General features: G+C 32.9%; 13 protein-coding genes, 1 tRNA gene and 1 pseudogene. 4 read left to right on the top strand and 11 right to left on the bottom strand.

Features of this window, described 5'->3' with window-relative positions:
- Positions 1–256 precede the first annotated feature (256 nt).
- The 6 genes from A9CBEGH2_RS02340 to A9CBEGH2_RS02315 form a co-directional block, all read right to left on the bottom strand.
- Positions 257–427 (bottom strand): ATP synthase delta/epsilon chain alpha-helix domain-containing protein, encoded by a 171-nt coding sequence (locus A9CBEGH2_RS02340; protein WP_118278015.1) that lies wholly within the window; start codon positions 425–427, stop codon positions 257–259.
- A 250-nt stretch (positions 428–677) separates the two neighbouring features.
- A tRNA-Leu gene (locus A9CBEGH2_RS02335) sits at positions 678–764 on the bottom strand.
- A 416-nt stretch (positions 765–1,180) separates the two neighbouring features.
- Complete coding sequence (locus A9CBEGH2_RS02330) at positions 1,181–1,873, bottom strand: transglycosylase domain-containing protein (protein WP_118278016.1); 693 nt, start codon at positions 1,871–1,873, stop codon at positions 1,181–1,183.
- Between the two features lie 100 nt (positions 1,874–1,973).
- A complete protein-coding gene (locus A9CBEGH2_RS02325) occupies positions 1,974–2,189 on the bottom strand; it encodes a YneF family protein (protein ID WP_115714632.1) in 216 nt (71 codons plus the stop codon).
- A gap of 81 nt (positions 2,190–2,270) precedes the next feature.
- Positions 2,271–2,597 (bottom strand): hypothetical protein, encoded by a 327-nt coding sequence (locus A9CBEGH2_RS02320; protein WP_115714631.1) that lies wholly within the window; start codon positions 2,595–2,597, stop codon positions 2,271–2,273.
- Between the two features lie 44 nt (positions 2,598–2,641).
- Positions 2,642–3,514 (bottom strand): DMT family transporter, encoded by an 873-nt coding sequence (locus tag A9CBEGH2_RS02315; protein WP_118278017.1) that lies wholly within the window; start codon positions 3,512–3,514, stop codon positions 2,642–2,644.
- A gap of 177 nt (positions 3,515–3,691) precedes the next feature.
- Between A9CBEGH2_RS02315 and A9CBEGH2_RS02310 the strand changes: the two genes are divergently transcribed.
- Positions 3,692–4,267: a xanthine phosphoribosyltransferase gene (locus A9CBEGH2_RS02310; protein WP_118278018.1), complete on the top strand. Its 576-nt coding sequence runs from the start codon at positions 3,692–3,694 to the stop codon at positions 4,265–4,267.
- Positions 4,268–4,364: 97 nt separating this feature from the next.
- Here A9CBEGH2_RS02310 and A9CBEGH2_RS02305 read toward each other — a convergent pair whose 3' ends face one another.
- Together A9CBEGH2_RS02305 and traF are read right to left on the bottom strand one after the other, a co-directional pair.
- Positions 4,365–4,886 carry an ECF transporter S component gene (locus tag A9CBEGH2_RS02305; RefSeq protein ID WP_163104179.1) on the bottom strand — a complete coding sequence of 174 codons (522 nt, stop codon included), beginning with the start codon at positions 4,884–4,886 and terminating at the stop codon, positions 4,365–4,367.
- Positions 4,886–5,470, bottom strand: coding sequence for a DUF6568 family protein (traF, locus tag A9CBEGH2_RS02300; RefSeq protein WP_118278020.1), 585 nt, complete (start codon positions 5,468–5,470; stop codon positions 4,886–4,888). Before traF ends, A9CBEGH2_RS02305 begins: the two co-directional genes overlap by 1 nt.
- A 176-nt stretch (positions 5,471–5,646) precedes the next feature.
- Between traF and A9CBEGH2_RS02295 the strand changes: the two genes are divergently transcribed.
- The 3 genes and pseudogenes from A9CBEGH2_RS02295 to A9CBEGH2_RS02285 form a co-directional block, all read left to right on the top strand.
- On the top strand, positions 5,647–5,991 hold the full coding sequence (locus A9CBEGH2_RS02295; protein ID WP_118278021.1) for an FtsX-like permease family protein: 345 nt from the start codon (positions 5,647–5,649) through the stop codon (positions 5,989–5,991).
- Between the two features lie 114 nt (positions 5,992–6,105).
- Positions 6,106–6,822, top strand: a complete 717-nt coding sequence (locus A9CBEGH2_RS02290; protein WP_115714512.1) for a helix-turn-helix domain-containing protein — start codon at positions 6,106–6,108, stop codon at positions 6,820–6,822.
- Positions 6,816–7,766 (top strand): annotated as a pseudogene (locus A9CBEGH2_RS02285) (IS3 family transposase); the annotation flags it as partial. The gene A9CBEGH2_RS02290 and the pseudogene A9CBEGH2_RS02285, both read left to right, overlap by 7 nt.
- Positions 7,767–7,854: 88 nt before the next feature.
- On the opposite strand, the gene A9CBEGH2_RS02280 reads toward A9CBEGH2_RS02285, so the two are convergent.
- From A9CBEGH2_RS02280 to A9CBEGH2_RS02270, 3 genes are all read right to left on the bottom strand, one after another.
- On the bottom strand, positions 7,855–8,883 hold the full coding sequence (locus tag A9CBEGH2_RS02280; RefSeq protein WP_163104178.1) for a threonine aldolase family protein: 1,029 nt from the start codon (positions 8,881–8,883) through the stop codon (positions 7,855–7,857).
- A gap of 330 nt (positions 8,884–9,213) precedes the next feature.
- On the bottom strand, positions 9,214–10,764 hold the full coding sequence (locus tag A9CBEGH2_RS02275; protein ID WP_118277092.1) for an acyl CoA:acetate/3-ketoacid CoA transferase: 1,551 nt from the start codon (positions 10,762–10,764) through the stop codon (positions 9,214–9,216).
- A 44-nt stretch (positions 10,765–10,808) separates the two neighbouring features.
- The gene (locus tag A9CBEGH2_RS02270; protein WP_115714623.1) at positions 10,809–11,588 is read right to left on the bottom strand and encodes a short-chain-enoyl-CoA hydratase; all 780 of its coding nucleotides are present in this window, start codon (positions 11,586–11,588) and stop codon (positions 10,809–10,811) included.
- Positions 11,589–11,606 lie beyond the last annotated feature (18 nt).

Raw genomic sequence — 11,606 nt, 5'->3', positions numbered from 1 at the left:
GTTATCTTTTTCATTGTTTGAAATTGACGTTTCCTGTTTAGTTTTCAAAGACCGAGCCAAGCTCTCTCGCTTGGTGCTCGTATATATTACCACCCGCTCTTCCCTATGTCAACATTTTTTTACTCTTTTTTTTAATTTTTTTCGAGATTTTTTTCTTTTCTCTTTTCCTGCAGCGCTCTAAACTGCCTTCTTATGAATTTATCTTTCATACAAAAACTCCGCATTTGGACATTCATCCAATGGCGGAGTTTTTCTTTTAGTGATGTTCATACACTTTGATTCGGTTTACTGCTTTTGTAAGAGCTACTTCTGCACGATTGATGTTTGTTTTGTCATCTTGTTTCGCCAGACGTCTTTCTGCTCTTTCTTTTATGGTGATTTCAAAACCATACACAATAAATGCTATTATCAAAATATTAATCCACATCACATCATACCTTCTGCCATGCCATTTTACATTCTCAACACCTGACTTTAAAAATAGAATTAATAACAGGTTTGACTCATCATCAAAAAGTAAACAGGGCTTCTTTTTCTAAAATGTTAAATAATGTTTATGGACATTGATTTAATGAATCGCAGCAAAACATGGTAGATAAATTAAACTCATTATAAATTATTGCCAAACCAAAATACAGGCACAAAAAAAGCCTTTATTCAAGGCTTTCATTATCACATGGTGCCCGAGGCCGGACTCGAACCGGCACGGTATCGCTACCGACGGATTTTGAGTCCGTTGCGTCTACCAGTTTCACCACTCGGGCATTGCTCAGTTATTATATATCAACGCAAAATAAAATGCAATACTTTTTTTATTTTTTTAATACTTTTTTTCGTGCCAAAGGTTGTAAAATAAAACTGGAATTAAGTTAGGGATATAAAAGCTAACATTTATACCTAACCACTGCGCTCCTCTACCCTCTCTAAGAAATGAAAAAAGTTCATAGATGTCATATTATAAAGTTTACACACATTATAAAAGAAACCTCTATGAACACTATTACTCTATCACAAAAAACAAATATCTTTCTTTCCTACATTATAAATACATCATCAATTCCTGCATCAAACTCAATACGGAACACTCTTCCTTCAAACAAAGCATCAGGATTTTTTTATTTTTCTCTACTTAGCGATATGCAGTTACATAGAACAAAATATAAAATTATTAGCTCTTGTTTTAATCGTTTTCTAAACTATAGACTTCACTTTTATCAATATAACCATATTCTACCATTGCTTCTAATACATATTTTTGTCTATTTCGTGCAGCATCCAAATGATTACTTAATTGATAATTACTTGGAGATTGTGGCAATCCTGCCAATAGACTTGCTTCATCCAATGTTAATTTACTTGGATTTTTTAAAAAGTATCCCTGACTTGCTTCCAGTATCCCTATATGATTATCACCATAATTTATAATATTTAGATACAGCTCTAAAATTTCATCCTTTGACAACTGTTTTTCTAAATCATACGCAACAAACAATTCACTAACTTTCCGTATGTAATTCGCACTGTAATCAAAATACATGTTTTTTGCCAATTGCTGAGTTATGGTGCTTCCTCCTCCCACAATACCTTTAGATATAACATTTTGAACTAGTGCTCGTAACATTGAAATGTAATCAACACCTCCATGTTCATAGAATCGATGATCCTCTATGGCAACAGTTGCTTTTATTAAATATGGACTAACTTCTTCTAATGTTACATAATTCTCATTACTTCTTATTTCGCTTACCTGTTCTTTAATCGGTGTTTCTTTGATTACCTTTCTATAATTCATATATCCAACACCCAAAATAAAAACACCACACATTAACAAAAGCACAAAAATAAATGTTAAGCTCTTTTTTAATACTTTCATAAAGAATACACCTCATGTGTATTATAACATAATCATTTTTAACCAATCTTACAATACTGTTATAATTTGTAAACAAAAAATACGGTTTCCCGTATTTTTATTATCTATTTGCATTAACTGATTTCATTATTTGCTTAATTTGTGCTTCAGAAGGTTTTCTTCCCATCTGTAAAAACATTGCACGAATCATTTTTTCATTAATTGGTGGGTTTTCTTTTAATTCTTTCTCAAATTTTTTCTTTGTGAAATAGAAACCAAGAAAGCCTCCTATAACTAAACCTACTAAAGTAAACATTATTGAAGTCAAAAAATCCATAGATATGATTCCTCCTAACAGCAAACCTATTTTACTATTTTTATTGAAAATTTACAATAGTTTTATAAAAAAAACAATTTACTACACCATTACAGAGTAGGGATACTTTCTTTTAATACACTCTATACATGGATTATTATTATCCTCCGTATAAAATACCCCCTCTTTTATATAAAGAAAATACCTTTTTTTCTCTATACTATCTTCAAAACAAATACAATCATCTTCATAACATATGATTTCATTAGATAAGAAACTTTGTAAAGATTTAACAAATGATTTTGCATCTATAGTCATCAAAATCATTTCCTTCTGTTCCTTTTCCATCCCCATAATCTGCTTAAGTAATATTGGATATTTTTCAAACACTTCATAAAAGCAGGGATTTAATGGATAAATATAAGACATATAATCACCACTTTCATTCTAATAAAAAACGCTCAAAAAAAATGTCAGTTTTTGATATTTTTATTTTTTTTAGGTCTATATTCCAGAAAAATCACACTTAGGAAAATGAGAATTGCTCCTAACATCATCAATGGTGTCATCACTTCGTGTAACAACAAATAAGAAAATAATGATGCAAACAAAGCTTCCATAGAAAGAATTAGCGATGCACTGTTTGCACTTGTAAATTTTTGTGCATATGTCTGCAATAAGTATGCCAGCAATGTAGATACGAAAATCAAGTACGCAATATTACCCATAGCACGTAAAGGAATCGTACTTGGAGCTGTTTCAAATAAAAATGCACAGACACTAGATATAATTCCAGCCGTTATCATCTGAAGAGCTGTCATACAAATTGCATCCGTATGTGCTCCATATCTTTCAAGAGAAATAATATGCAAAGCGAAAAACACCGCACATATTATAGAAAGAATATCTCCTAACCCTAGAAACAAAGCATTCGGTTTCAATGTTAACAATGCAATTCCTATAACACAGATCATACTCGCAAAGATTTCTTTTCTAGTCGGTTTTTTATGATAAATAAACCATAACAAATATGGCACAAACACCACATTTGTTGCTGTCAAAAATGCATTTTTACCTGGTGTAGAATACACCAGCCCAAATGTTTGAAATGCAAATGCGAAAAATAAAAAAAATCCCGTTATAACTCCTTGCTTAATTTGTAAAGCAGACAATTTCTTTAATTTCTTCCAGCCCAAAACCAAAGGGAAGATAGACGCACCTAAAAATCGTATCATCATTACATAAAAAGGAGAAATCGTTTCCAAAGCACCATCCGTGGCCAAAAAACCTCCTCCCCAAATGATTGTTACCACCATAAGCAATAAATTAGCATATCTTTTTTTCATATATCCACCTCATGGGTAATATGATATCAAGTATAGTTACATGTTTCAATGTATTCTTTTCAATTAACACAATATTGTTATAAAAATATAATCAAATATTGATTTTAATAAATTTGTTCTTTATTTTCTGTATTTATATGCGTTATAATATTCTTTGTACAAAAAAGGAGTAGAAGTATGAAGCTGTTAGAAAATTATATTCAAACATATGGCGAAGCAATCAATAAAGATGTTTTAAAAGTAGATGCTTTTATCAACCATCAAATAGACCCAAAACTAATGATGGAATTGGCTAAAGACATACAAAATCACTTTCAAAATAAAACTATCACAAAAATTGTAACTATTGAAACTAGTGGAATTGCACCAAGTTTATTTTTAGGTTATTTACTTAATGTTCCTGTTGTTTATTTGAAAAAAAATCCATCTAAAATAACAACTGATGAGTGTTATCAAACACTTGTCCATTCCTTTACAAAAAACAAAGACTATACTGTCACATGCAGCAAAAAATATTTACACCAAGATGACAAAGTTTTATTTATAGATGATTTTATGGCGAATGGCGAAGCATGCATTGGAGCTATAAAAATTATAGAGGAAGCCCAAGCTGAATTGTGCGGTATTGCTATTATTATAGAAAAAGCATTTCAGAGTGGAAGAAAAAAAGTGGAAGAACTCGGATATAGTGTTTATTCCCTAGCTCGCATTCAGTCTTTAGATAATGGTAAAATCACATTTATAAGTGAATAATCCTAATATCTTTTATAACCTTTACACAGGCCTTTAGGCCTTTTTATTTACAAAATACTTGTGTTATACACATAAAAAGGATCTGGAACAGATCCAACTAATTATCGTTATGCTTTACTTGTAAATGCTGTACAACTTTAACAAGCATTGGTATTAAAATCAATTGTAATACAATATCTGGTATCGCTTTTACAAAAGCTGTTGTTAAAAATATTTCCAATGCATATGGTTTCCCTAAATAATCTAATAAAAGTAAGTTTGCAATACCGCTCACAGCACGTCCCAACAACATTGTTATTGGTAATGCGATATAAATATTAATCTTTTTCAAGAGCATTCCACTTATAAAACCATACGTCATCAATTCAAACATCATCGCAACGCCAGTAGGCATTAAAACTGGCATTCCTGTTAAAGAACTACTTATCAAAGGCGTGATTACTCCTAATAAAGCTCCATATGTTGGTCCACAAATAAAGCCGCATAACAAAACAGGAATATGCATAGGTAAAAAAACAGAGCCGGCTGATGGACCAAATATGTGAAATGCACTTGGCAAAATTAAACCAAGAGCTAAAAATAAAGCTGTTAATGTTAAGTTTCTTACTCTGTTATTCATTATTTATCCCCCTTTAATACAATTTTTTTATAAATCTGCATAACCTCTTCTTTCTCTTCCTCATTCATTTTTCTTTCATGAGCATCATGACCCTCTACTGTCCCCAAATGACCATCCACCACTTTTCCATTTTCAATACGAACAACAAGTGGCACATATAACTTCAAATCTCCACTTTCATCTTCCTTCATATAATCTTTCAGATATAAGCTTAACTCTTTTCTTTCTTCATCTGTATATAACAATTCTTTTTGACTGTCTCTTGTTTGCACATAGTATATCTTATCATGAAATTGTTTAGCAACTTCCTTTAAGATTGGAACTGCTTCTTTGCACCATGGACAATCTGGATAACCAAAATAAAATACAGCCGTTTCTTTTTCAGACATTTTATGAATCGCCTCTTCCATAGAAATTTTCATCATAAAATCCGTATCCACTAGATTGTCATTTTTATTTTCAAAGCCACAGATTCCTGCATTATCATCACAATAATTGTTTTTAGAAACTTCATCTTTTCCTTTTGAAGAGCAACCACTAATTAATATACATAACAATATCATCAATACTATTCTTTTTTTCATAAAGCACCTCTTTTTTTATGTATATTTTATTGCTTTTTCTCTTATTTGTCTATTTTCTTTATCTATAAATAAAAAAATTTAACCTTATTCTTCAAACAAAGACATTATCTGTATTCTAAAACTATAAATTGGCATACTACAACGTAAAACCATTTACGTTTCAATAGCAGAATCTATTGATTAAAATCCCTAGTTTTAATTTCAAAATTATCAATATATTCATCACAAGTGCAGAAACACGTAAAAAAGAATTGGCAATCCTGCAGGCAATTGGAATGACAAACAAACAACTATTTAAAATGTTACTATATGAAGGTTTCTATTACATTTGCATTTCAAGTATCGGTACGATGATTATCAAAGCACTTTTGAATATCATTCCTAACACCCTATATTATTTTATATATGTCTATCCTTTAAATAGTCTGCTGCTTCTAACTATCTTATTAATTTTCCTTTGTACAATAACAACAATGCTCATCTATAAAACATCACAAAAGAATCTATTAGTAAAAATATAAATATCAACATAAACTAGAGTTAAAAAAAACACATCCTTTTCAATTCTGATATGATCCCACTAAAGTAGACACACGAAATAAACAAACGTGTATCTATGGAGGTGGGATTTTTCTATGGGAAGAAAGCCAAAGTTATCAACAAAAGAAAAAGTATATATTTGTGAACAATATTTAAACAGAGAGAAAAGTGTAAGAGAGCTTGTCAATGATTTTAATATCGATAAGAAGACAATAAGTACATGGATAAAGATGTATCAGTCATTGGGACCTAGATGTTTCAACCATAAAACACATAATGCAAAATATACTAAAGAGTTCAAACAACAGGTAGTTCAAGCATATTTTGCAGGAGAAGGTTCTCTCGTAGATATTGCCATCAAATATGAAATTCCTTCATACAGTACTGTCAGAAGCTGGATTAAGAAGTATAATAACCTTGAAGAACTTAAGGATTATGATCCTAAGCCGGAGGTTTATATGAAAGATCGCAGCAGAAAAACAGCAAAAGAAGAACGTATTAAAATCGTAAATTACTGTTTGGAACACAACAAGAATTATAAGGAGACAGCTGAACTATTTGATATTTCATACACGCAGATATATCAATGGGTTAGAAAATATCTATCAGCTGGAGAGGAAGGTCTTATCGATCGTCGCGGACAGCACAAGACTGAAGAACAGCTAAGCGAAACAGAGAAACTGCAACGTAAGGTAAAACTTCTTGAGCATCAGCTTAAGGAAATGGAAATGGAGAATGAGCTCTTAAAAAAAGTACAGGAAATCGAAAGGAGGCGGTATTCTCCAAAACGAAAAACGAAGCGAAATACTTAGCTATCAGAGAACTTCATGAAGCAAAGAAATATAGTATCAGCTGGATGTGCAAACGATTAGGTGTTAAACGTTCAGCCTATTATAAATGGCTGAATCGCTCTATTACAGCCAATGAACAGGAAGATATGAAACTAGCAGAAATCATCATGGAATATCATCAGAAATATGGTGGGATTTTAGGTTATCGCAGAATGCGTATCTTCATCAATCGTAAATATAATAAGCACTATAATACGAAACGTGTTCGTAGAATAATGAGGATTCTTGGGATTCATTCTGCAATCAGAGGAAAAAGAACCTGTTGTACGGTTTCAAACAAGCTGAATCAAAAAGCTGAGAATATACTCCACCGAGAATTTGAAGCATCTGGACCAAATGAAAAATGGACAACCGATGTAACGGAGTTCAAAGTCCCACATTCGCAAGAAAAACTATATCTTAGTGCATTTTTCGATCTGTATGATCGTTCTATTATCGCATGGTCTATTAGTAATCGAAATGATAATGCACTTGTGTTAGACACCTTCAATCAAGCAATCAAGCTAAATCCAGATGCTCACCCGCTATTTCATTCAGATCGGGGTTTTCAATATACAAGCCCGGTATTCCAGCACAAGCTGAAGGAACAAGGAATGACGCAGTCCATGTCAAGAGTAGCGTGTTGTCTGGATAATGGTCCAACAGAAGGTCTATGGGGAATCATTAAAACAGAAATGTATAAGATATATGATATCCATAATAAAGAGAGCTTGGTGGAAGCAATTAGCAAATACATCGATTTCTATAATCATCAACGTTATCAAACGAGATTTGATTCAAAAGCACCAATGGAAGTAAGAATAGAAGCTATCAATAATGAAAAACCAAAACATTATCCAATCGCATTTAATCCAAGAATCGCAAAATATAAGGAGTCACTCAAAAACAAAACCCAATCAGCATGATGCCAATTGGGTAATAAATTTTACTTATTTAGTGTGTCCACTTGACAGGGACCAGATCATTCCGATGTGTTTTTTTGATTTTTGCTTTTTAAGCTTCCAGGCGTAAAATATCTTGTATACATTCTTCAACAGCTTCTTCTTTCGTCGCCCAGGAAGTCACAAAACGAACTGCAGTATGTTCATTATCCAGCTTTTCCCAAATCTGAAATGCGTATTTTTTTGAAAGTATATCCATTTGTATATTAGTTAAAATAGGAAATATCTGATTTGTTGTCGTAGATATAAACAATGGTATCTTTTTTTGTATAAATGCATTTTGCAACTTTCCAGCCATGTTATTTGCATGCTTTGCAGCCTTTTCAAAATTTTCATTTTCAAAAAGGCCAAGAAATTGAATTCCTAAAAGTCTTCCTTTTGCAAGAAGTCCTCCTCTTTGTTTGATCATATAGCGGAAGTCTTTTTTCAATTCTTCATTTACAATTACAAGTGCTTCTCCAAAAAGTGTTCCATTTTTTGTTCCACCAATATAGAAGACATCACATAATGAACAAAGATCTTCCCATGTGATATTATTATTCTGTGCCATTAGTGCACTGCCAAGTCTTGCTCCATCCATAAACAAATAAAGACCTAATTCTTTGCAGGTAGCATACAATTCCTGCAATTCCTCTTTTAAATACATTGTACCTATTTCTGTAGCATTTGATATATAGACCATAGTAGGTTTCACCATGTGTTCATCTTCATGATCTAAAACAACTTTTCTGACTGCTTCACTTGTTACTTTTCCATCTGTACCTTTTACTGTTAAAACTTTATGTCCACTCGCTTCAATAGCTCCTGTTTCATGCACATTAATATGTCCTGTATCTGCTGCAATAACAGCTTCATATGGACGCAATGCACTTGCTATAACGGTAAGATTTGTCTGTGTTCCTCCTACTAAAAAATGTACATCACAAGCTTTATATTGCAATCTGTCTTTTATTTTCTTTTTTGCTTCTTCACAAAAATAATCTTCACCATATCCATTTGTCTGTTCACAATTGCTTTTATTTAACAATTCCATAATAGCAGGCAGTGCACCTTCACTATAATCATTTTTAAAACTATACATCATTTCCATCTCCTTTATAGGTAATATTATACGTGAAATACATAAAAAAATACAACTGTCGTTTTCTTTTCAACAGCTGTATTTTTCTTTGTCTTTTGTTTCCACATGCAATTTGTGAAGCATTGGGAAGTATTTATTTTCCAAGATACAAAAGACGATTGACTTCCAAAACAAATCTCACAGATTTTATATCTCCACTTGTTTTTTCCATCATATATGACATCATATGTCATATCTTATCTATATAATAACATTTCCTCTAAAATACAAAATAGATTTGTCTTTTTTGGTAAATAAATGGAAAAGACAGCATTATCGCTGTCTTTGTACCTAATTTTCTTTTAATCCCATAATTTCTGGAGCAAACAATCTTGCGTCCATTTCTTTCAAATCCTCTGCAATAACAGGTTTGAATTCCATATGCGCCAATACATCTTTTTCAAGATCAATTCCTGGCGCTATTTCCGTTAACGTCAACACTCCATTTAATAGTTCAAATACAGCACGTTCTGTAATATACATAACTTTCTGTCCTGTTTGTGTTGCGTATTCAGCCGCAAACGTAATTTGTTCAACATCATTAATAAATTTCTTTACACGACCTTCCTGAAGAATATGCAGTTTGCCATCTTCTACAGAAATTTTTAACCCACCTGCAGTAAATGTTCCACAGTAAACAACAACAGGTGCTGTTTGTGTGATGTTAATGAATCCTCCACATCCAGCAATCTTAGGTCCGAAACGAGAAACATTGATGTTACCAAAACGATCACATTCTGCAAGTCCTAAAAATGCCTGTCCAAGTCCTCCACCATCATAGAAATCAAACTGATATGGCTGATCAATAATAGCATCTGGGTTCGTACAAGTACCGAATGCAGTTCCAGCCATTGGCACTCCGCCAATTCCACCAGCTTCTACTGTAAGTTTCAAACCAGGAAGTCCTTCTTCATTTGCAACATTGGCAATTCCTTCTGGCATACCAATACCAAGATTAATGATTGCATCTGGATCTAATTCCATTGCGGCACGACGACAAATGATCTTTCTTTCATTTAATGCCATAGGTGCAATAGAATCTACTGGTACTTTTACTTCCCCACACAATGCAGGATTGTATTGTCCAGCATATGTCTGCCAATGATTTTCAGGACGAGAAACAACAATACCATCTACATAAATTCCAGGAATCTTTACTTTTCTTGGGTCTAATGTACCATTCTGTACTACCTTTTCTACCTGCAGTAATACAATACCGCCTGAATTTTTAGCTGCCTGTGCAATAGACAAAGAATCCAAAGTAGCAGCTTCTTTATCCATAGTTGCATTTCCATCTTCATCACAATATGTTGCTCGAATCAAGGCAACATTAACAGGGAATGGTTTATAACGAAGCCATTCTTCCCCATCAATTTCCATAAGTTCAACTAAATCTTCTTTTGTTCTTTCATTCATTTTTGCCCCTTCCAAGCGAGGATCAATGAATGTTTTTAACCCTATCTTTGTAATTGTTCCAGGACGATGTCCAGCAATATCTCTAAACAACAAGGAAATGGTTCCAAGTGGAAGATTATATCCTTCTACTTTATTTTCAAATACAAGTTTCTGCAATGCAGGAATCAATCCCCAGTGTCCACCGATAATTCTTTTTAACAAACCTTCATGCCCTAGTTTATTTAGACCAAGTTTGTCAGTTCCATCTCCAATACCGGCTGAAAACATAATGGTTAGATTATTGGGATGTCCACTCTTCAAAAAGGATTCTTCAATACCTACTGAAAATTCTTGAGGATGTCCTGAACCAATAAATCCACCAATACCACAGGTAGCTCCATCAGGAATCATAGAAACAGCCTGCTCCAAGCTAATTACTTTACTCAAAATGATTACCTCCTAACAATGTATAAGTATATCTATATTAAATACTATTTGTTAGAGAAAGTCTTTTCTTTTGCTTTTTCTAAGAAACAAGTCATTCCATATGTCTGATCTTCCGTAGCAAAACAGTTAGAGAATTCTTCTACTTCAATGGCAATACCACTATCAATGTCAGTCTGTAAACCATTGTTAATTGCTTTTTTAGAATAAGCTACTGCGATTGGTGCATTCGCTGCAATACCATTTGCCATTTTCACTGCAGTTGCCATCAATTCTTCAGCAGGTACTACTTTATTAACTAAACCAATTTCATAAGCTCTAGGTGCTTTGATGTTACGTGCAGTATAAATCATTTCTTTAGCGATACCTACACCAACAGTTCTAGCTAAACGCTGTGTTCCTCCAAATCCTGGAGTAATCCCTAAACCAACTTCTGGCTGTCCAAAAACAGCATTTTCACTTGCTAATCGAATATCACAACTCATTGCAAGTTCACATCCACCACCTAATGCAAATCCATTAACAGCGGCAATCACTGGACATCTGAAAGTTTCGATTTTACGGAATACAGCATTTCCAAATCTTCCATATTCAGCAGCTTCTTCTACTGATTTGTCTTTCATTTCTGCAATATCAGCACCAGCTACAAAAGATTTTTCTCCTGCACCTGTGATAATCACACAATATACATCTTTATTTTCATTTACTTCATCCAAAGCAGTATTTAATTCTGTTAATACCTGTGTACTTAAAGCATTCAAAGCTTTTGGACGGTTAATTGTAATCGTAGCTACATGAGCTTCTACATTTACTAAAATAGTTTCCATGTGTATCTTCCTTCCTTA

This window comes from Amedibacterium intestinale, assembly GCF_010537335.1.
GTDB lineage: Bacteria > Bacillota_I > Bacilli_A > Erysipelotrichales > Erysipelotrichaceae > Amedibacterium > Amedibacterium intestinale.
Note: the sequence above shows the minus strand (reverse complement) of the source record. Positions and strands in the feature narration are given on the sequence as shown.

What these genes read in the sequence shown, in the direction of transcription:
- A9CBEGH2_RS02340 (WP_118278015.1), bottom strand. Translation starts at nt 427, where the DNA reads ATGTGGATTAATATTTTGATAATAGCATTTATTGTGTATGGTTTTGAA.
- A9CBEGH2_RS02330 (WP_118278016.1), bottom strand. Translation starts at nt 1,873, where the DNA reads ATGAAAGTATTAAAAAAGAGCTTAACATTTATTTTTGTGCTTTTGTTA.
- A9CBEGH2_RS02325 (WP_115714632.1), bottom strand. Translation starts at nt 2,189, where the DNA reads ATGGATTTTTTGACTTCAATAATGTTTACTTTAGTAGGTTTAGTTATA.
- A9CBEGH2_RS02320 (WP_115714631.1), bottom strand. Translation starts at nt 2,597, where the DNA reads ATGTCTTATATTTATCCATTAAATCCCTGCTTTTATGAAGTGTTTGAA.
- A9CBEGH2_RS02315 (WP_118278017.1), bottom strand. Translation starts at nt 3,514, where the DNA reads ATGAAAAAAAGATATGCTAATTTATTGCTTATGGTGGTAACAATCATT.
- A9CBEGH2_RS02310 (WP_118278018.1), top strand. Translation starts at nt 3,692, where the DNA reads ATGAAGCTGTTAGAAAATTATATTCAAACATATGGCGAAGCAATCAAT.
- A9CBEGH2_RS02305 (WP_163104179.1), bottom strand. Translation starts at nt 4,886, where the DNA reads ATGAATAACAGAGTAAGAAACTTAACATTAACAGCTTTATTTTTAGCT.
- traF (WP_118278020.1), bottom strand. Translation starts at nt 5,470, where the DNA reads ATGAAAAAAAGAATAGTATTGATGATATTGTTATGTATATTAATTAGT.
- A9CBEGH2_RS02290 (WP_115714512.1), top strand. Translation starts at nt 6,106, where the DNA reads ATGGGAAGAAAGCCAAAGTTATCAACAAAAGAAAAAGTATATATTTGT.
- A9CBEGH2_RS02280 (WP_163104178.1), bottom strand. Translation starts at nt 8,883, where the DNA reads ATGTATAGTTTTAAAAATGATTATAGTGAAGGTGCACTGCCTGCTATT.
- A9CBEGH2_RS02270 (WP_115714623.1), bottom strand. Translation starts at nt 11,588, where the DNA reads ATGGAAACTATTTTAGTAAATGTAGAAGCTCATGTAGCTACGATTACA.